This is a genomic window from Streptococcus oralis SK610, assembly GCF_000257455.1.
Lineage (GTDB): Bacteria > Bacillota > Bacilli > Lactobacillales > Streptococcaceae > Streptococcus > Streptococcus oralis_CB.
On the sequence record NZ_AJKQ01000008.1, the window covers coordinates 28,060 to 47,399 of the forward strand.

Below are 19,340 nucleotides of genomic sequence, written 5' to 3' on the forward strand. Positions count from 1 at the left end.
GAAATGATTATGGAGGAACAGTCAGAAACATTCAGTTCCAAGAAAGAATTTGCCTTTGCCTCAAGCACCATATTATCCCAAGTTGGGCGAGGAATCATTGTTGGACTCGTCGTCGGGCTAATCGTCGGATCCTTTCGTTTCTTAATCGAAAAGGGTTTCCATCTGATACAAGGACTCTATCAAGATCAAGCGCACTTAGTGCGCAATCTTTTTATCATTGGCCTATTTTATGTAATAGTTTGCTGGCTTAGTGCGAAACTAACTCGATCAGAAAAAGATATCAAGGGTTCAGGAATTCCTCAAGTCGAAGCCGAATTAAAGGGACTAATGACTCTTAACTGGTGGAGTGTCCTCTGGAAAAAATATATTCTAGGTATTCTTGCTATTGCCAGTGGCCTTATGCTAGGTCGGGAAGGGCCAAGTATTCAACTTGGAGCAGTTGGTGGTAAAGGTATCGCCAAGTGGCTCAAATCTAGCCCAGTAGAGGAACGTTCCCTGATTGCCAGTGGAGCTGCTGCAGGATTAGCAGCTGCCTTTAATGCACCAATTGCAGGTCTCCTCTTTGTTGTAGAAGAAGTCTATCATCATTTTTCACGCTTTTTCTGGGTCTCAACTTTAGCAGCTAGTCTCGTAGCAAACTTTGTCTCACTACTCATATTTGGCCTAACACCCGTACTGGATATGCCAGACAACATTCCTCTCATGACCCTAGACCAGTATTGGATTTACCTCTTTATGGGAGTTTTTCTCGGGCTTTCTGGTTTTCTCTATGAGAAGGCTGTACTCAATGTTGGTCGAATTTATGACTGGATTGGTCAAAAAATTCATTTGGACAGAGCATATTATCCAATTATCGCCTTTATTCTCATCATACCAGTCGGGATTTTCTTGCCACAAATCCTTGGTGGTGGAAATCAGCTGGTTCTTTCCTTAACTGAGCAAAATTTTAGTTTCCAAGTTCTATTAGCTTACTTTTTGATCCGCTTTGTTTGGAGTATGATTAGTTATGGAAGTGGCCTCCCAGGAGGAATTTTCCTACCCATTTTGGCGCTTGGTTCCTTACTTGGTGCCCTAGTTGGTGTCATTTGTGTCAACCTTGGGCTTGTCAGTCAGGAACAATTTCCTATATTTGTCATTCTGGGAATGAGTGGCTACTTTGGGGCAATTTCCAAGGCTCCCTTAACCGCTATGATACTCGTAACCGAGATGGTTGGAGATATTCGCAACCTCATGCCACTTGGCTTAGTGACCTTAGTTGCCTACATCGTCATGGATCTGCTCAAGGGTGCTCCAGTCTATGAAGCTATGCTAGAAAAAATGCTACCAGAAGAAGCGACAGACGAAGGAGAAGTCACCCTCATAGAAATCCCTGTGTCTGACAAAATCGCTGGAAAACAGGTTCACGAGCTCAATTTACCACATAACGTACTCATCACCACCCAAGTCCATAATGGCAAAAGCCAAACAGTTAACGGCTCAACTAGAATGTATCTGGGGGATATGATTCACCTGGTGATTCCAAAAAGTGAAATCGGAAAAGTCAAGGATTTGTTGTTGTAAGCTTTAGTTTACATAATTTATTTTACGTAAAAATTATTGAAAGGATTCTCAATGAAAAGAAATAAGGCAATTGCGGTATATTTGCTAGGCACATTTAGCCAAATAGTATCAGTTTGCCTCCTTTTCTTTCTCTTCAATCTTTTTTCTATTCATTCCAATCTATTATCTATTTTAGGAATCTTTCTAGGTGGCATTTCTTCAGCTCTTTGGGGAATCATTGTTGCAAATCACTATTTTCATATTCATTTTAAGAAGATTGTAAACGATTTTTTTAACATTCATACCAGTTACAAACATTATTTATTATCTTTTTTCCTTATTGTCCTTGATTTTTCTTTTCTAATGTTTGGTGGGCAAATAGTAGAATTTAGCTGGTATCTCCCATTTTTGATGTTCTTCAAATTTATTGTCTTTGGTGGTATAGAAGAGATTGGATGGCGATATGTTTTTCAACCAATTTTACAAGAAAAGTTGCCATATTTTTACTCAACAATCTTAACCTTTTTCAGCTGGGCGCTTTGGCATCTGTTGTTCTTTTACATTGATGGTTCCCTAGCAACTCTGCAAATTCTACTGTTTTTATTTGGATTGCTGACGAATTCTTTCATACTCTCAGCTCTTTATAACAAAACAAAGAATCTCTGGATTTGCGTTATGACACATTCGATCATTAACGTCTTGTCTCAGATAACCATAGATACTGACCGATATGAAGCTTTCCTGCTTAAAATCTTCGTCATCTTGGTATCCTGCTATATGGTAATACATAAAAAAGATGAGTATAGTCGGTAGCTGATTTTGTTGGAAACAGTATTATTCTTTGGAAAAGTTATTTGCTAAGGAGGACATACATCATAATAAAAATACTCGATGTTTTATATAATTTTTATGGTGATTTTGATTTCATTGAAGAAAAATACAATGAAAAATACGAAGGTATTCTTATCAATATAAAGGAAGAGCAAGGGTATAAAAGATGCCGCTTGGCAAAAAGAACACCAAAAAAAGAAGGATATTTTACAGTTTTTTGGAAAAAAGACCAAAACAACAAGAACATTCCTTATACCAATGAGGACTTAGGAAATGAACTTATAATCGTTATCATTGATAATGATAAGAGGGGACTATTCATTATTCCAAACGAGGTGGCTATTCGTAAAAACATTCTGTCGACAAAAGATAGCAATGGAAAAATGTCTATGCGATTTTATCCTCCTTGGTGCTCAAATTTAAATACAACAGCTCGAGCAACACAAAAATGGCAATTGCAATATTTTAGAGAAATTGAAATATAAACATATTGCCGGATTACATACACACAAAAGACCTGTTTCTTATGATTGTGGAACCAGGTCTTTGTTTTTTCTAGAATCCATCAAACACTTATAACATCTTTCCGAAAAACTATAATTTTCTTGAAAAATATATTAGTCTATGCTATACTACTAGTAGACTTAATTATGGAGAAAATACATGAAACGTGAGATTTTACTGGAACGAATCGACAAACTAAAACAAATCATGCCCTGGTATGTCTTGGAATACTACCAATCAAAGCTTGCTGTGCCCTACAGTTTTACAACCTTGTACGAATACCTCAAGGAATACGATCGATTTTTCAGCTGGGTTTTGGAGTCTGGTATTTCAAATGTTGATAAAATGTCTGACATTCCTTTATCAGTCTTGGAAAATATGTCTAAAAAAGATATGGAATCCTTTATCCTATATCTACGTGAACGACCTTTGCTGAATGCTAATACAACCAAGCAAGGTGTCTCTCAGACGACCATCAATCGGACCTTGTCAGCACTTTCCAGTCTTTACAAGTATCTGACCGAGGAGGTTGAAAACGACCAGGGGGAGCCTTATTTCTATCGTAATGTAATGAAGAAAGTTTCAACCAAGAAAAAGAAAGAAACACTTGCTGCTAGAGCTGAAAACATCAAGCAAAAACTCTTCCTAGGTGATGAAACAGAAGGTTTTCTAACCTATATCGACCAGGAGTATCCACAACAGCTCTCAAATCGTGCCCTCTCGTCATTCAATAAAAATAAAGAACGTGATTTAGCCATTATTGCCCTTCTTTTGGCGTCTGGTGTCCGCTTATCTGAAGCTGTTAATTTGGATCTAAGAGACCTTAATCTCAAAATGATGGTTATCGATGTTACTCGAAAAGGGGGAAAACGTGATTCTGTCAATGTCGCTGCTTTTGCTAAGCCTTATCTAAAGAATTATCTCGCCATTCGAAATCAACGCTATAAGACGGAAAAAACAGATACAGCTCTCTTTCTGACCTTATATCGTGGTGTTCCCAATCGTATTGATGCTTCTAGTGTTGAAAAGATGGTTGCTAAATACTCTGAGGACTTCAAAGTGCGTGTAACTCCCCACAAACTACGCCATACGCTAGCAACTAGACTCTATGATGCAACTAAATCGCAAGTTTTGGTTAGCCATCAGCTAGGACACGCCAGCACACAAGTCACTGACCTCTATACCCATATCGTCAATGATGAACAAAAGAATGCTTTAGACAGTTTGTGAATATTACATATTATAAATTATGTAAATCAACTATCGCTAAAAAACGAAAGATCAATTCCTTTTATCTTTCGTTTTTTAGTTATTTAAACTCAATCCAGTAGTTACGGTGTGGCTCTATAATTACTGGTTTACCCCAAAAGGCTTGCAGATAGGCTAGATTTGCTGAGCTTATAGGTTTTTTTGAATCATTGAACTGCTTTATAAGAAGTTCCATCAGCTGATTCTCTTTCGATTCCCATATACGAAATTTCGTCACCATTTTTAAGATCGTCAGTTAACAGTTTACCAATAAAGAATACTGTCTTATCTTTCATAAATTCATAAGCCTTACTATGTTCTAGTCGGTTATTCGCTGCAGCATACATAATACAAAAACTATCAACAATATCTTTCAAAGGCATTAAGTCTTCTTTGTTTACTTTGATTTCATCGGGCAGAAGACCGCCAATTATAAGATTTTGGAAATATGCTTGCTGGATTACATTATCTAAAGCCATTCCTAAAGGTATTTGAACAGCCTGGTATCCTAAAGGCTGAAGCTCTTTGTATTTCATATCATAATGTTCTTGTGTGATGCTTATTATATTTAAACTTTCAGTTTGATAAATTTCTTCATTTCTATAGAAAGCAACAACATTGCGGTCTAACTGTTCAAATAGATTAAGGCTTTCTACTGGAATTTCTAACATTAATGAATAACTCCTTTTCATTTTTCATCTCTATTATAATCTAATCAGCATGATTATTAAGTTTAACCCTAATAAAAGAATCCATCATAAATGGATTCTTTTTCCTTACCCCACTACTGCTTCAGCGATTTCTTCACGGCTGATACCAGCAAAGTAGCGTGTGATGTCAATAGTTTCTAGTGCCTTAAGAACATCTTCGCGTTCATATTTTACGCCACGAAGGACATCTTCTACAGCTGCAACGTCTTCGATACCAAAGAAGTCTCCATAAATCTTGATATCTTGGATTTTTGATTCAATGACGTTGGCAAAAACTTCAACCTTACCACTGGTGAATTTTGTTCCCCGACGGACGTTAAATTCAGGTGATTTACCGTAGTTCCAGTCCCAAGTACCGAACTTGATCTCCTTGATGCGGTTGATTTCGGCCAATTCTTGCTCAGAAAAAACGTATTCAGTCATCTCTGGGTACTCTTTTTTCATGTATTCCAATAGCAAATCACGAAATTCTTCAACTGTGATTTTTTCTGGTAATTCATTGACAATATTGGTTACACGGGCACGGACGGATTTCACACCTTTCGATTCAAATTTATCTTTTGAAACCTTGAGGGCGTTAGCAAGGACTGATAGGTCAACGTCAAAGAGCAGGCAACCGTGGTGCATGATACGGCCATTGATATAGGCCTGGGCATTACCACAGAATTTTTTGCCATCAATCTCAAGGTCATTACGGCCTGTGAACTCAGCTTTAACACCGAGTTGAGCCAAGGTATTGATAACTGGAGTTGAGAAGCTCTTGAAGTCAAAGGCCTTGTTTTCATCTTCTTTTGAAATGATAGTATAGTTGAGGTTGTTTAAATCGTGATAAACAGCTCCACCGCCACTGATACGGCGGACTACCTCAATGCCATTTTCACGGACATAATCACGGTTGATTTCTTCGATAGTATTCTGGTGACGTCCAACAATGATAGAAGGTTTGTTAATCCAAAGAAGGAAGATTTGATCCTCATCCAAAAGATGTTTAAAGGCATATTCTTCCAAGGCGATATTAAAAGCAGTGTCGTTTGAATGATTGATAATGTATTTCATAGTATTTCCAAAAATTTAGTTTTTACATTCTGTTCATAGCAATCAAATTTTCTAAAGTGGTAAAAAGAAATGTAACGTGTTATCGTTACATTTCTCGGAAAAATTGAGACAAGAGGCTCAATTTTTAGGCATGGAACTCTAATAGAGGTCGCTGCCGTCCGTACTACTTTAAGAAAATTTAGTTGAAAAAATTATTTATTTTTTCTTAGGTGAATGGATGGCCATTCCTAGAACATCCGCAAACGCTTCGTACATCACTTCAGAGTAGGTTGGGTGTCCGTGGATGGTCTTCAGCATTTCTTCAACAGTGATTTCCATTTCGATAATGCTTGACGCTTCGTTAATCAATTCTGCGGCTGCAGGACCGATGATGTGAACACCAAGGATTTCTCCGTATTTCTTATCTGCAATGACTTTAACGAAACCTTGAGCCGCATCAGAAGCAATAGCACGTCCGTTAGCCGCAAAGTTGAACTTACCGATGGCTACATCGTATTTCTCACGAGCTTGCTCTTCTGTCAAACCGACTGCTGCTACTTCAGGAAGAGTGTAGATGGCTGCTGGAGTCAAGTTCAACTTAGCAACAGCATGGTTTCCTTTAAGCGCATTTTCAGCAGCAACTTCACCCATGCGGAAGGCTGCGTGCGCCAACATCTTAGTACCGTTGATATCACCTGGTGCGTAGATACCTGGAACAGAAGTTTCCATGTATTCGTTGACCTTGATACGTCCACGATCCAATTCAAACTCAACATCTCCAATACCTTCAAGGTCTGGCACACGACCGATTGAAAGGAGGGCTTTACTTGCGATAATATCGTCTTTTCCTTCAACCTTGATACGAAGTTGACCATTTTCTTCGACGATTTCTTGAAGTTTAGTGTCTGTTAATATTGTCATACCTTTACGCTCAAGAATCAAGCGAAGATTCTTAGAAACTTCCGCATCCATAGCTGGCACGATACGGTCCATCATTTCGATCACAGTTACCTTTGAACCAAATGTCATGAAGGCTTGGCCGAGTTCAATACCGACAACGCCACCACCGATGATAACAAGGCTTTCTGGCACTTCGTTCATTTCAAGAATGTCGTCACTGGTCATGACAAGTGGAGATTCCATACCAGGGACGTTGATTTTGCTGACTTTTGAACCACCAGCAAGGATAATTTTCTTAGTTTCAAGCAATTCTGAACCATTTACCAAGACGTTCTTGTCTTTAGTGATTGTACCAATTCCCTTATGAACAGTAACTCCGTAGCTACGAAGAAGACCTGCAACTCCACCAACAAGAGTATTAACAACTTTAGATTTTGTTTCTAAAAGTTTATCCATATCTACAGTGAAGTTTGGATTTTCGATGACAATACCACGGTTTGCTGCATGACCAATGTTTTCAATGATTTCAGCATTGTGAAGGTAAGTCTTGGTAGGGATACAGCCACGGTTCAAGCAGGTTCCACCAAGTTCAGATTTCTCAACAAGGGCAACCTTACCACCTAATTGTGCTGCTTTAATGGCTGCAACATAACCAGCAGGACCACCACCAATCACAACGATATCAAAGGCATCGTCGCTCTTGTCATCGTCGTTTGAGGCACTAACTGCAGCCGCTGGGCTAGCTTCTGGTGCTGGCGCTCCAGCTGTTGGGATGTTTTCCCCTTCTTCACCAAGGTAACCGATGACTTCCGTTACAGGGACAGTTTCACCATCTCCTTTAAGGATGGCAATCAAGTACCCATCTTCTTCGGCTTCCAATTCCATGCTGACTTTGTCAGTCATGATTTCCAAAAGGATTTCTCCTTCTTTTACAAATTCTCCGACTTTTTTATTCCATTGGACGATTTGTCCTTCTGTCATATCCACGCCGGCTTTTGGCATAATTACTTCTAAGGCCATGTCTTCCTTCCTTTATCTATATCTTAAAAATGAATACTCTTGTTCTTAAATCAACATTGAGATTGGATTTTCAATCAATTCTTTCAAGTCTTTCATAAACTTAGCACCAGCCATACCATCTACAACACGGTGGTCGATAGTTAATCCTAAGCTCATGATAGGGCGAATCACAATCTCACCATTGACGACAACTGGCTTCTCGATTGTCGAGCTCACACCAAGGATAGCTGAGTTTGGTTGGTTAATAATAGGACCAAAAGACTGAACACCAAACATTCCCAAGTTACTAATTGTGAAGGTTGAATTTTGCAGTTCGCTTGGAGCCAATTTACCATCCAAGGTACGGCCAATCACATCTTTGAATGCAACAACCAACTCTGACAAGTTTAATTTTTCAGCATTGTAAACAACAGGTGTCATCAATCCATTATCCATACCAACTGCCATCGCAAGGTTGACATAGTTGTGAGTGATAATAGTCTTGCCATCTTCTGTCAATGAAGCGTTGATGTATGGGTGTTTCATAAGAGTCTTAACAACTGCAAGTGAAAGAAGGTCTGTTACAGTAGTCTTCTTCCCAGTTGCTTCCATAATTGGCTCAAGAACCTTCTTACGAAGAGCCAGCATTTCAGTCATATCAACTTCATAGTTGAGTGTGAAAGTTGGCGCAGTTAGGTAAGACTCGACCATACGTCGGGCAATAACCTTACGCATTGGTGTCATTGGGATACGCTCAATTTCACCATAAGGAGTGATAGTATCTGGAACTTCTTCCACTTTTTCAATCTGAGCAGGAGACTTGATAGTGTCGTTTTCGATATTTTCAGGAAGCAAGGCCAAAACGTCCTTCTTCATGATCTTACCACGATGACCTGTTCCTTGGATTTCCTGCCAAGCAATATTATGTTCGAGGGCAATTCGTTTTGCAAGTGGCGAAATGCGAACCACATTTGTGTCTTTATAAGTTTCCACGTCTTCTTTGTGGACACGACCGTTTGCACCTGAGCCAGAAACGTCGTAGAGGTTGATACCTAGTTCATCCGCTAACTTTCTAGCCGCAGGAGTCGCTCTTAGCTTGTCATCAGCCATGACCTCTCCAATTCTATTTATGATACAAAGGGCGTAAAAAAGCGACTGAAAAATAGGAAATCTACGCAGGCTTCGATGAAGTCAAGGAGATTTATCTTTTTTCCGAGCTTTTAGCCCGTGTTCAACTCTACAAGTAACTTGGACACGAAACGTGTCTCAAGTTACTACGGTTGCCGCTATTAGGCGGTCAACCTAGTAGACTTACTAAGTCGTTCGTCGAATATAATTGATTCGACTCACTCATGTCGCAACTTTACAAATAAGCTGGATACGAAATGTATCTCAAGTTGATAAAGTTAAAAAGAACAATTGTTTACATAATTTATCTTATGTAGTTTTATTCTTTGTTATAGGTTTTACGGATTGCATCTTTGATGCTTTCAACGGTTGGAATCATAGCATTTTCTAGGTTTTGTGCGTAAGGCATTGGCACATCTTCTCCGGCGCAACGGCGGATTGGTGCGTCTAGATAATCAAATGCTTCTGATTCTGAAATAATAGCTGAAATCTCTCCGATATAGCCACTTGTTTTGTGAGCATCGTTGACAAGCACCACCTTACCAGTCTTCTTCACTGAGTTAATGATAATATCCTTATCAAGTGGTACAAGGGTACGTGGGTCCACAATTTCAACTGAAATTCCCTCTTCTGCTAATTCTTCAGCAGCTTGAACCACACGGCGAAGCATTTTACCATAAGTAACGACTGTTACATCTGTACCTTCACGTTTGATTTCACCAACTCCAAGTGGGATTGTGTAGTCTGGATCAACTGGCACTTCCCCTTTTTGGTTAAATTCTGACTTGTATTCAAGGATGATAACTGGGTTGTTATCACGGATAGAAGACTTGAGCAGTCCTTTCATGTCCGCAGGCGTACCTGGAGCTACAACCTTGAGACCAGGGATGTGTGTAAACCAAGACTCTAGAGATTGCGAGTGCTGGGCCGCAGAACCAACTCCGTTACCAGCTGCACAACGGACAGTCATTGGAACCTGACCTTTACCACCAAACATATAACGTGTTTTAGCAGCTTGGTTGACGATATTATCCATGGCAATAACCGAGAAGTCCATGAAGGTCATATCGACAATTGGACGAAGTCCTGTCATGGCTGCTCCTGCTGCTGCTCCCGAGATGGCAGCTTCAGAAATCGGACAGTCACGGACACGTTCTGGACCAAATTCTTCGAGCATTCCAACAGAAGTTCCGAAGTCTCCTCCGAAGACACCGACGTCTTCTCCCATCAAGAATACATTTTCATCGCGACGCATTTCCTCAGACATAGCAAGGATAATGGTGTCACGGAACGACATTGTTTTTGTTTCCATTTTTATCTCTTTCTCCTTAGTCTGCGTAAATATCTTCAAATGCTGATTCAACCGGTGGGAATGGACTTTCTTCTGCAAATTTAACAGAGGCTTCTACAGCTTCCTTGACTTGTGCTTGAATTTCTGCCAATTCTTCTGCACTTGCAATATTGTTTTCAATGAGGTATTTGCGAAGGTTTTCGATTGGGTCTTTTTGTTTCCACAATTCCACTTCTTCACGAGTACGATATTTACCAGGGTCAGATGATGAGTGACCAAGCCAGCGATAGGTTACACTTTCAATCAAGACTGGGCCATTACCACCGCGAACATGGTCAACAGCTTTCTTAAATCCATCATAAACGTCGATGACATTGTTTCCATCTTCGATAAACATTCCAGGAATTCCATATGCCGCACTACGTTGATGGATATGCTCCACATTGGTCATTTTCTTGATATCCGCAGATATCCCATAACCGTTGTTAATGCAGTAGAAAATAACAGGAAGTTTCCAAATAGAAGCCATGTTCACTGCTTCGTGGAAAACACCTTCGTTGGTCGCGCCATCTCCAAAGAAGCAGACAACGATTTTCCCAGTATTCTGCATTTGCTGACTGAGGGCTGCACCGACAGCGATTCCCATACCACCACCAACGATACCATTGGCACCGAGGTTCCCAGCATCCAGGTCAGCGATATGCATGGAACCGCCTTTTCCTTTACAAGTACCGGTGTACTTACCAAGGATTTCAGCCATCATTCCGTTAAGGTCAATCCCCTTAGCAATAGCTTGACCATGACCACGGTGGTTTGAGGTAATCAGATCATCTGGATTAAGAGCCAGCATTGCTCCGACGTTAGCAGCTTCCTCTCCGACAGAAAAGTGAGTCATACCGGGAACTTTCCCCTTTTTCACTAACTGAGCAATTTTTAAGTCCATGCGACGGATTTCTTCCATCTTACGGAACATCTCTAGCAAAAGATTTTTATCTAAAGTTGACATAATCTTGCCTTTCTAACTTTGTACTTACCTTACTATTTTACCTTTTTTAGTATACGCTGTCAAAGTATATGGCTAATAAAAATTCACAATATAAAAAAATAAACCCCTGTTAAAACAGGGATTCTCTCTAGTTAGAGCATTTTTTCACAAAGTTGTTTTTCAGGATATTTTCCAAAAATTAGCTCAATCTTTTCATTACGGTTTTCAGACGCCATTGATACAAACAACCAGAAACAATCAAACTGGCAATTAACCCAATCCAGTAGGCAAATGCCCCTAAGTCAGTTGCCTGATCTAGTAGATATCCTAGTGGTATCGCTACTCCCCAATATCCAATTAAGCCAAGATAGAAAGGAACGATAGTGTCCTTATACCCTCTTAAAATTCCTTGGAGCGGAGCCGCAAAGGTATCAGCTAGCTGGAAAAAGAGACTGTAGGTTAGAAATACAGCAGTTGTTTCAATGAACTGAGAGTCATTCCCATATAGACTTGCTACACGATCTCTAAAAATGTAGAGAAAAGATAGGGTAAGACCTGCAAAAATAAGGGCGGTTACTCTCCCCAGACGAGCATAGGTTTTTGCATCCTCAAAACGTTTAGCCCCCACCTCGTAAGACACAACAATCGCCATAGCAGAGGAAATACTCATAGGAAAAGCGTACATAAGACTCGAAAAGTTCATAGCTGACTGGTGGCTAGCGATGATGAGCGATGAAAACTTAGCCATGATTAGTCCCACCACGGAGAAAATAGCTACTTCAGCAAATACGGTTCCCCCGATTGGTAGACCTAATCGAACACCTTCCTTGATTTTATCTATATTGAGTGGAATACGTTTTTCAAGATGTAGCGCTTTTAACTTTTCTTGTTTGAACAAAACAAGCAGGGAAATGCCCAATAAAACCCAATAGGCTAGCGAAGTTCCTAGCCCTGCTCCTGAACCACCAAGCTCAGGAAAACCGAATACTCCATATATCAAGAGATAGTTAAAACCACTATTTAGCGGAAGTAATAGGAGCATCAGATACATCGATAGTTTGGTCAAACCAAGAGAATCTAACAAAGACCGAATGACACTAAAAAGCAACAAGGGAATAATCCCGATAGAAAGGTACCAAAGATAAGAAACTGCAACTGCCGCTACTTGAGCTTCTAGCCCGATATGATTTAAGACAGGCGGTGCTAAGAATACTACCATGCCAAGCAAGACCAAAGACAGTCCGAAAGCTAAGTAGATGAATTGATAAAAGTCAGATGCCACTTCTTCCTTTTTGCCCCGTCCCAGATGATGGCCTATGATGGGAACCATGGCCGAAACAATCCCTGTTAAAAAAGTAAAGAAAGGATTCCATAGACTCGTTGCAGTTGATACTCCTGCCAAGTCCATGGTATTGTACTGCCCAGTCATGGTTGTATCAACAAATGAGGCAGAATAATTGGCAAACTGATAAATCAGGATAGGAAAAAATATCTTAAGAAATAAGACAAACTTATCTTTAAATTGATGGGTTGGATACATATACGCTCTCTATTCTTATCATTTTCAGAGCAGAATCCCATCTAGTTTTGATAGACGATTTGTCCCTTACAAATGGTATATTTAACCTGCCCTTTTAAAGTTTCACCAATAAATGGAGAATTAGCTGATTTTGAAGCAAAGTTTGAATCCACAAGGCGGTCAGCCTTAGCATCAAAGATAGTGATATCCGCTGGACCATTCTCAGCCAAGTAACCAGCTTCAAAGTTGTAAAGCTTGGCTGGATTGACAGTCATTTTTTCAAGCAATTCCATCAAGCTCAACTCACCAGCTTCCACCAAATAAGTCAAACCAAGAGAAAGAGAGGTTTCCAAACCTGTCATACCAGATGGCGCTTTGGTGATATCTTCTACATTCTTCTCGTCTGCATGGTGAGGCGCGTGGTCTGTCGCGATTACGGATATGATTCCTGACTTAAGACCTTCAATCACGGCACGACGATCTGACTCCAAACGAAGAGGAGGATTCATTTTAGCATTGCTTCCTTGAGTTAAAAGAAGAGCTTCTGTCTTAGAGAAATGCTGTGGCGCTACTTCTGCTGTGACTTGCGCACCTAGTCCTTGAGCAAACTCCACCACCTTAACACTTTCTTCCTTAGACAAATGCTGAATGTGAACATGGGCCTTGGTTGCATAGGCAATCATAACATCACGCGCAATCATAGCGTACTCAGCCACCCCAGTCGCTCCACAGATATGGAAATGTTCCTTAGCGATGTTTTCGTTAAATCCAAGAATCCCGTTCAAACCTGGATCTTCCTCATGAAGACTAATAAAAGTATTAAGTTTTTTAGCTTCTTCCATGGCTTCCTTGACCACTTTACTGCTCTCAAGCGGAATACCATCATCAGAAAAACCAACCGCACCTGCTTCTAAAAGCGCCTTAAAGTCTGTCAAGTCTTGGCCATTAAAGTTCTTGGTAATAGTCGCAACTGTCTTGACATTGATTTTTTCCTTGGCAGCTGACTGAAGAACTTCTTGCAAAGTTTCTACGTCCGAAATGGTTGGACTAGTATTAGCCATCATGACAACCGTTGTAAAACCACCTGCAGCAGCCGCTAGTGCCCCAGTATGGATGTCCTCCTTGTGGGTCTGACCAGGTTCACGGAAATGAACATGAATATCCACTAGTCCAGGCGCAACTACAAGACCAGTAGCATCAATTAGCTCTGCTCCTTCTTCCTTGATTTCAGGGGCAATTTTGACAATTTTCCCATCTTGAACCAAAACATCACACACTTGATCCAAACCAGACTTGGGATCCATTACACGACCATTTTTGATTAGTAGCATCTGCTTTCTCCTTTATTCATAGAAATCAACTTGGGTATCCAACAATTTATCCCCATCATAAACAAACTTGGCTGAAAAGAAGGGTTTGTCCTCTAAAAGCCACTCAACAAAGGTGTGATCACCTTCCCAAGTCGGCTTGCTTAAGACTTCATCATAGGGAACCCATTCTAAGGTTCCCTCATTGCAGTCAATCAAGTCACCCTCGAACTCTGTCACCTTAAAAACATAGGTGTACCAGTCTAAATCTGGCGTGAATTCTGGAAAAGTGATAATACCTTTTAGAACCGGCTTGGCTTTGAGCCCTGTTTCCTCGAGGATTTCACGCGCTGCGCACTCCTGAGGTGTCTCCCCTCGCTCTAGCTTACCACCCACACCAATCCATTTGCCTTCGTGGACATCATTGGGTTTCTGATTACGATGGAGCATGAGCAGTTCTTTTCCGTTATCAATGTAGCAAATAGTCGCTAACTGAGGCATATTTTCTCCTTATCTAAGCCAATCGATTGGCTCTTGTCCTGTCTCTTTTAAGAATGCATTGGCCTTGGAAAAAGGCTTGGAACCCCAAAATCCTCTATAAACCGATAACGGACTAGGATGGGCTGATTCGATAATCAAGTGGTGAGGATTAGTAACCAAGACCTTCTTCTTACGTGCATAAGCGCCCCAGAGCACAAAGACTACAGGTCTGTCTAGATTATTGACCACCTGAATCACAGCATCAGTAAAGGGCTCCCATATTAGCCCAGAATGACCATTGGCTTGCCCAGCAGGAACCGTCAAGCAAGCATTGAGAAGCAAGACTCCTTGCTCAGCCCAAGCTGTCAAATCATGGGATTTCTTAGCTCCGATGTCATCCGACAATTCTTTCAAGATATTTTGCAAGGACGGCGGAGCTGGGATAGCATCGGGTACAGAAAAACTCAAACCCTGCGCTTGACCTGGCCCGTGATAGGGGTCTTGCCCTAGAATCACCACCTTAACCTCTTCCAGATGAGTAGTCAAGAGAGCTTGAAAAACTTTTTCCTTAGGTGGATAGACAGTTCCCTGAGCATAGACCTGTTCCATAAATTGATTGATTTTCCCGAAATAACCTTCAGGTAATTGCTCCTTAATCAAAGCATGCCATGATGAGTGTTGCATCGCCAACTCCTTCGTTTTTACTGCCTCTATTATAGCAAAAAGTGGCTATCTAAACCACTTTTTACAGTTCTTATATATACTGTTATTCATCCTAGTATTGGACATTAGTATTCACAGTATCAATCAGCCATTAAAAACTTTTCGATTGTTTCAATAGCATAGGAAAGTTGATTATTTACAGACATCATCCGTTCAAAATTAGCGTCCATATAGTAGAGTTCAGATAAACCACCCCTAGGGAGAAAGAGTGAATAGTGGATATTCATCTTCTCTCGAGTACTTAACTCTATACGATTGCTTATGATATACTTTAACTCTTTTAACGAATTTACTTGAGCAACCACACCTTTTAACTGATACTGCTCGATGAGGTTTAGTAAATTGTCAATCTCTTCAATGACTTTAGTTTCCATATCATCCCCTCTTAGGAAAAGCACTACATAGCATCCAAACAATCTAGTAAGTCTTGGTAAGAATGGACTTCGTAAGTTGGCTGGGCTTGTGTGTGATTTTCGAGGTGATGAGGGTTGTACCAGATAGTATCTATGCCAGCATTATTGCCACCTTGAATGTCGGCAGTTAAGGAATCTCCAATCATCAGCGTCTTTTCTTTATCAAATCCTGCAATCTGCTGACCGATTTTTTCATAGAATAGTGCATCAGGTTTTTGCATTTGCAACTGTTCAGAGATAAAGACTTGGTTGAAATAGGGAGCCAGACCAGATTGAGCCAAACGTCCCGTCTGAATGGCAGTAATGCCATTTGTCGCAGCATACAAGTCATAATCACGTTCGATGAGGCTGTCCAAGAGTTCATGAGCACCCGAAAGAGTTTGTCCCTGTTGGGCTAAGTAAAATTGGTAACGCTTGGCAAGTAACCTACCATCTTTTTCCTGTCCAAAATGCGCAAATAGACGAGAAAAGCGCGTGTTAACCAGTTCTTGTTTACTGATTTTCTTTTGCTCCAAGTTCTTCCAGAGAGTCTTGTTCATAGGAACATAATAGTCTTTATAGGCTTGAATAGCCGAAACTCCTTCTTCCTTTAGAAGTTGCGTCAAAGCCACATCCTCAGCAACATCAAAATCAAGTAAGGTGTGGTCGAGGTCGAAGAGTAGAAATTTGTAGGGCATTGAGTTTCCTTTCTGAAAATTCATTAAGAATATTATAGCATAAATGAATCTTTGATTTATTGAGTTTCAAATACTTTTTACACTCACATTTTGACCGTGCTCAAGTGCAAATCTAAAACTAGTCAGCAAAACTTCGAATAAATCTTTTCCGGAACTCGTTATGAAATAATGCGATAAATTTGTTATGTGCTCTGCAATATTATTTCCCCAAGGAGGAGTGAGTGACAAGTCTTCAAAATCCCATATAGCATCCTGAGGTAGAAACTTTTTCAACTCCTCTTGGATAGATACCAACTCAGCTATTCCTCTTTCAACAGATTCAAAAGGAACATCTCCCCAGTAAAGCTTACTCATTATTACTGGGTATCTACTTCCCCACTCATTATTCTCTAAGCGAACATAAATAGTCGAAAAGAATGAATTAAAAAGACTCCCTTCTCCTATAGTCCACCAATTATAACCAACCATTAACCCTACAGACATAGATATTCTCCTATTCATTTTTAATATTATTTAACGTCAACTAAAGTTTTATATTGATAGTATCTCAAACATACATTCATTACCCCTACCCCAACTCCTTGGCTATTCTGCTCTTTTCAAGTTTCCCCTTGGTAATTCGTTTCCATAAAACAAGTGGGTTCAAGCTATAAGATAGGCGTACGAGGAAATAATTAACCCATTCAATAAGGGCAAAAAGCTGTATCAGTGTGGCTAAGATAGCAACTTGGACATTCTGTGTATTCCAGACAATAAAAGGAAAGCCTGAAATAAGTAAAATAAGATCTAGTATTCTGAGCCCACCATATATTCTAGGGACATTTCCACTTCCGAACTGAGGATTTGACAGTCTTCTAATCAAAATTGCCCAATAGATTGAACCTTGAAGCAAAATAAATGTCAGCAGAGACAACGGATAGAGAATAGAGACTAGACTCCTCCAATCACCAAGCCTATTTTTCAAAAGGAAAAAACACAACCAAAAGGATAGAACGGCTGCAAGCTCTCCCAAGCAGAGGGACACCAACTCTTTTCTAACTTTCTCTTTTTGTATGCTCATCATCTCCCCCATCTATCTATCATCCTATATCAGAAAAAAGTCATTTGTTCCATTTTCTAGTCAACATTTCTCAGAATCAAGGCAATCTAAGCGTCGAACAGCTCGACTTCATAAATATCAATGTAATTCTAAACTTAGAATTGCATTGATATAAATGTTTTGGTGCTATTCTAGGTTTATGACAACCCTAAATTTTAATTTTTGAAGGATTCTAAAGCTAGAATAGTTAAAAAATCACGAGAATGAAGCTATTCGAAGCTTAGAAGAACCTTTTCTAAACCTCATACCCACTTTAACTAGCGACACTTACAATTTTTCTGATGAGCTTTGAGTTTTTTCAGAGCCCAATCATAGTGACTGGAAGTGGCACTCACAAAGTAGGAACCTAGACTTGTCCCTCCTGTCCACTTATAGATACCTTTGGTAAAGAGTTGGTCATTGCTGAAGCCTTCCATCAACTCTAAAACCTCTCTATGCGATTGATCGAGGAGTTTGGTGGCTTCTTCTAAGGAAGTTCTCTGGTGCTTCTTCCAAAAAGCGACATTCATTTCCCCATAAGTTTTCCAATTATAAGGTTCGGGGAGAAAAGGTCTCTCTTGCCCCTTTTGATTAGAATCTACCCAGGTCAAAAGTAACTGATGCCATTCATAGAGATGGATCAGAACATCCCGTAGATTTTTATCTCTATTCCAGTGAGCTTCTTTTTTCTTTTGGTCTTTTGAAAAATCAAAAGGAGTCTGTAGCTCCTCTTCACTCAACTGAGAAATGAGGAGATTGAGCTTCTCATAATTTTCCTTAGAGGCTAGCACTAGCTCCTCTTTTGTTTTTGGTCTAGGCATAGGAGTTCTCCCTTCGTTTTCTAGTAGGTTAAGCTATTTTCTTACTTCATTATACCATAATCAAAAAGCAGTTCTTCATTTTACGAAAAGCTGCTTTTACTAACTATTTTTTATGCTTATAGTCACTACTTTACATATAAATCTTTAAAGAGACCGTCCACTTCAGCTATCTGATAGAGCAAGTGGGACAGTTCTTGGTAATCTTCTTTTAAACATGAAAGGTGGGCTTGGCTAAATAGAGTAGCCAACTCCTCTTTTAATCTTGCCCCTTCTGGATCATGAACTTTTAAGAACTTACTGAGATAGAGATTTCGAACAGCTGCAAGTTTAAAGCTGAAATACTGATGCAATTGTTTTTGCTCGGTATTTAAGCCGTTTTCAGCAACTGCTTTTGCATAGCATTCCAAAACACCGCTTTGACCATTCAGATATCGGTTCTTCATAATCCTTGCTGTTTCCTGATAGATTTCAGTCTGACTAGGACTCTTGACCTTCTTAAAATTTCCCCACATGGAATAAGCGCCCCGCTTATAGTCAATAGCCCCTGCCTTCCAGGCTTCTAGTATGTCATTAAAAGCAACCTTCATACAGGCAAAACCAGCTGGATCATGCAAATAGAGGTGCTGATGATCAATGCCATACACGATTACGAAGTGATCCACACCATAAAGGATTGTGTGATTAGGATTGTAAGTCAGATGGCCCATATCAAGAGGTCCCAGTACGACAGGTCCATTGGACAGAAACGTTTCCAACTTTCTTTTAATCTCTTCTAAATCTACTTTCACTCCATCTTTTAGATAGAAGTCTTCATAGTCAAACCCTAGTATTTTTAAGGAATGAGAGATAGAAAGATCTGGCATTCCATTATCAAAAAATACTAGAGGGTGCTGGTCATCTTTCTTTACGATACTAGCGCCATTTCCCATCACCATGATTGCCTCTAAAAAGTCTGCTTTAAAGTCATAACCATAGCTATCCAGTGCCATTGCCAATGAATAGCTATAGCAAAGTGACACATCTCCAAAATACATCTGCATATCCATGCCTCCTTATCTTCTATGGGACTATTATACCGAGAAAACTATTCGCATGCCCCATAAAATCCAAACAAAAAATATGGGTATTTGTGATTTATAGTCATGAACTTCA

At 40.0% G+C, this 19,340-nt stretch carries 19 protein-coding genes and 1 pseudogene; 4 read left to right on the forward strand and 16 right to left on the reverse strand.

Features of this window, described 5'->3' with window-relative positions; genetic code table 11:
• Positions 1-9: 9 nt before the first annotated feature.
• The 4 genes from HMPREF1115_RS04855 (at position 10) to xerS (ending at position 4,104) form a co-directional block, all read left to right on the forward strand.
• Positions 10-1,560: a ClC family H(+)/Cl(-) exchange transporter gene (locus tag HMPREF1115_RS04855; protein WP_000392569.1), complete on the forward strand. Its 1,551-nt coding sequence runs from the start codon at positions 10-12 to the stop codon at positions 1,558-1,560.
• A gap of 51 nt (positions 1,561-1,611) precedes the next feature.
• On the forward strand, positions 1,612-2,352 hold the full coding sequence (locus tag HMPREF1115_RS04860; RefSeq protein ID WP_000827857.1) for a CPBP family intramembrane glutamic endopeptidase: 741 nt from the start codon (positions 1,612-1,614) through the stop codon (positions 2,350-2,352).
• 65 nt (positions 2,353-2,417) lie between these two features.
• On the forward strand, positions 2,418-2,855 hold the full coding sequence (locus tag HMPREF1115_RS04865) for a MepB family protein (RefSeq protein ID WP_025170981.1): 438 nt from the start codon (positions 2,418-2,420) through the stop codon (positions 2,853-2,855).
• Between the two features lie 178 nt (positions 2,856-3,033).
• Positions 3,034-4,104: a tyrosine recombinase XerS gene (xerS, locus tag HMPREF1115_RS04870; RefSeq protein WP_000817870.1), complete on the forward strand. Its 1,071-nt coding sequence runs from the start codon at positions 3,034-3,036 to the stop codon at positions 4,102-4,104.
• 79 nt (positions 4,105-4,183) lie between these two features.
• Here xerS and HMPREF1115_RS04875 read toward each other — a convergent pair.
• From HMPREF1115_RS04875 to HMPREF1115_RS04950, 16 genes and pseudogenes are all read right to left on the reverse strand, one after another.
• Positions 4,184-4,793: pseudogene (locus HMPREF1115_RS04875) on the reverse strand (hypothetical protein).
• A gap of 105 nt (positions 4,794-4,898) precedes the next feature.
• Positions 4,899-5,888 (reverse strand): lipoate--protein ligase, encoded by a 990-nt coding sequence (locus HMPREF1115_RS04880; protein ID WP_000874006.1) that lies wholly within the window; start codon positions 5,886-5,888, stop codon positions 4,899-4,901.
• Positions 5,889-6,083: 195 nt separating this feature from the next.
• A complete protein-coding gene (gene lpdA / locus HMPREF1115_RS04885) occupies positions 6,084-7,787 on the reverse strand; it encodes a dihydrolipoyl dehydrogenase (RefSeq protein WP_001162895.1) in 1,704 nt (567 codons plus the stop codon).
• A 45-nt stretch (positions 7,788-7,832) separates the two neighbouring features.
• A complete protein-coding gene (locus HMPREF1115_RS04890) occupies positions 7,833-8,876 on the reverse strand; it encodes a dihydrolipoamide acetyltransferase (RefSeq protein ID WP_000752728.1) in 1,044 nt (347 codons plus the stop codon).
• Positions 8,877-9,213: 337 nt separating this feature from the next.
• Positions 9,214-10,206, reverse strand: coding sequence for an alpha-ketoacid dehydrogenase subunit beta (locus HMPREF1115_RS04895; RefSeq protein ID WP_000448714.1), 993 nt, complete (start codon positions 10,204-10,206; stop codon positions 9,214-9,216).
• A gap of 16 nt (positions 10,207-10,222) precedes the next feature.
• Positions 10,223-11,191, reverse strand: a complete 969-nt coding sequence (locus HMPREF1115_RS04900) for a thiamine pyrophosphate-dependent dehydrogenase E1 component subunit alpha (protein WP_000105357.1) — start codon at positions 11,189-11,191, stop codon at positions 10,223-10,225.
• A 178-nt stretch (positions 11,192-11,369) separates the two neighbouring features.
• Positions 11,370-12,710 carry an MATE family efflux transporter gene (locus tag HMPREF1115_RS04905; protein ID WP_000283618.1) on the reverse strand — a complete coding sequence of 447 codons (1,341 nt, stop codon included), beginning with the start codon at positions 12,708-12,710 and terminating at the stop codon, positions 11,370-11,372.
• Positions 12,711-12,751: 41 nt separating this feature from the next.
• On the reverse strand, positions 12,752-14,020 hold the full coding sequence (locus tag HMPREF1115_RS04910) for a dihydroorotase (RefSeq protein ID WP_000924516.1): 1,269 nt from the start codon (positions 14,018-14,020) through the stop codon (positions 12,752-12,754).
• Between the two features lie 12 nt (positions 14,021-14,032).
• Positions 14,033-14,497 carry an NUDIX hydrolase gene (locus HMPREF1115_RS04915; protein ID WP_001135787.1) on the reverse strand — a complete coding sequence of 155 codons (465 nt, stop codon included), beginning with the start codon at positions 14,495-14,497 and terminating at the stop codon, positions 14,033-14,035.
• Between the two features lie 9 nt (positions 14,498-14,506).
• Entirely contained in the window at positions 14,507-15,160 is a 654-nt protein-coding gene (locus tag HMPREF1115_RS04920; protein WP_001164851.1) for a uracil-DNA glycosylase, read from the reverse strand.
• 119 nt (positions 15,161-15,279) lie between these two features.
• Positions 15,280-15,573 (reverse strand): hypothetical protein, encoded by a 294-nt coding sequence (locus tag HMPREF1115_RS04925; protein WP_000448762.1) that lies wholly within the window; start codon positions 15,571-15,573, stop codon positions 15,280-15,282.
• 23 nt (positions 15,574-15,596) lie between these two features.
• Entirely contained in the window at positions 15,597-16,289 is a 693-nt protein-coding gene (pynA, locus tag HMPREF1115_RS04930; protein WP_001146411.1) for a pyrimidine 5'-nucleotidase PynA, read from the reverse strand.
• Positions 16,290-16,355: 66 nt separating this feature from the next.
• Positions 16,356-16,772, reverse strand: coding sequence for an Imm70 family immunity protein (locus HMPREF1115_RS04935; RefSeq protein WP_000110628.1), 417 nt, complete (start codon positions 16,770-16,772; stop codon positions 16,356-16,358).
• 85 nt (positions 16,773-16,857) lie between these two features.
• Positions 16,858-17,361: a hypothetical protein gene (locus HMPREF1115_RS04940; RefSeq protein WP_002882139.1), complete on the reverse strand. Its 504-nt coding sequence runs from the start codon at positions 17,359-17,361 to the stop codon at positions 16,858-16,860.
• Positions 17,362-17,645: 284 nt separating this feature from the next.
• Positions 17,646-18,188: a ClbS/DfsB family four-helix bundle protein gene (locus HMPREF1115_RS04945; protein ID WP_001137900.1), complete on the reverse strand. Its 543-nt coding sequence runs from the start codon at positions 18,186-18,188 to the stop codon at positions 17,646-17,648.
• A 125-nt stretch (positions 18,189-18,313) separates the two neighbouring features.
• On the reverse strand, positions 18,314-19,228 hold the full coding sequence (locus HMPREF1115_RS04950) for a hypothetical protein (protein WP_001178525.1): 915 nt from the start codon (positions 19,226-19,228) through the stop codon (positions 18,314-18,316).
• Positions 19,229-19,340: the final 112 nt, after the last annotated feature.

Bases quoted from the DNA above. Each gene is read 5' to 3' on its own strand.
- HMPREF1115_RS04855 (WP_000392569.1), top strand. From the start codon at position 10: ATGGAGGAACAGTCAGAAACATTCAGTTCCAAGAAAGAATTTGCCTTT.
- HMPREF1115_RS04860 (WP_000827857.1), top strand. From the start codon at position 1,612: ATGAAAAGAAATAAGGCAATTGCGGTATATTTGCTAGGCACATTTAGC.
- xerS (WP_000817870.1), top strand. From the start codon at position 3,034: ATGAAACGTGAGATTTTACTGGAACGAATCGACAAACTAAAACAAATC.
- HMPREF1115_RS04880 (WP_000874006.1), bottom strand. From the start codon at position 5,888: ATGAAATACATTATCAATCATTCAAACGACACTGCTTTTAATATCGCC.
- lpdA (WP_001162895.1), bottom strand. From the start codon at position 7,787: ATGGCCTTAGAAGTAATTATGCCAAAAGCCGGCGTGGATATGACAGAA.
- HMPREF1115_RS04890 (WP_000752728.1), bottom strand. From the start codon at position 8,876: ATGGCTGATGACAAGCTAAGAGCGACTCCTGCGGCTAGAAAGTTAGCG.
- HMPREF1115_RS04895 (WP_000448714.1), bottom strand. From the start codon at position 10,206: ATGGAAACAAAAACAATGTCGTTCCGTGACACCATTATCCTTGCTATG.
- HMPREF1115_RS04900 (WP_000105357.1), bottom strand. From the start codon at position 11,191: ATGTCAACTTTAGATAAAAATCTTTTGCTAGAGATGTTCCGTAAGATG.
- HMPREF1115_RS04905 (WP_000283618.1), bottom strand. From the start codon at position 12,710: ATGTATCCAACCCATCAATTTAAAGATAAGTTTGTCTTATTTCTTAAG.
- HMPREF1115_RS04910 (WP_000924516.1), bottom strand. From the start codon at position 14,020: ATGCTACTAATCAAAAATGGTCGTGTAATGGATCCCAAGTCTGGTTTG.
- HMPREF1115_RS04915 (WP_001135787.1), bottom strand. From the start codon at position 14,497: ATGCCTCAGTTAGCGACTATTTGCTACATTGATAACGGAAAAGAACTG.
- HMPREF1115_RS04920 (WP_001164851.1), bottom strand. From the start codon at position 15,160: ATGCAACACTCATCATGGCATGCTTTGATTAAGGAGCAATTACCTGAA.
- HMPREF1115_RS04925 (WP_000448762.1), bottom strand. From the start codon at position 15,573: ATGGAAACTAAAGTCATTGAAGAGATTGACAATTTACTAAACCTCATC.
- pynA (WP_001146411.1), bottom strand. From the start codon at position 16,289: ATGCCCTACAAATTTCTACTCTTCGACCTCGACCACACCTTACTTGAT.
- HMPREF1115_RS04935 (WP_000110628.1), bottom strand. From the start codon at position 16,772: ATGTCTGTAGGGTTAATGGTTGGTTATAATTGGTGGACTATAGGAGAA.
- HMPREF1115_RS04940 (WP_002882139.1), bottom strand. From the start codon at position 17,361: ATGGGGGAGATGATGAGCATACAAAAAGAGAAAGTTAGAAAAGAGTTG.
- HMPREF1115_RS04945 (WP_001137900.1), bottom strand. From the start codon at position 18,188: ATGCCTAGACCAAAAACAAAAGAGGAGCTAGTGCTAGCCTCTAAGGAA.
- HMPREF1115_RS04950 (WP_001178525.1), bottom strand. From the start codon at position 19,228: ATGCAGATGTATTTTGGAGATGTGTCACTTTGCTATAGCTATTCATTG.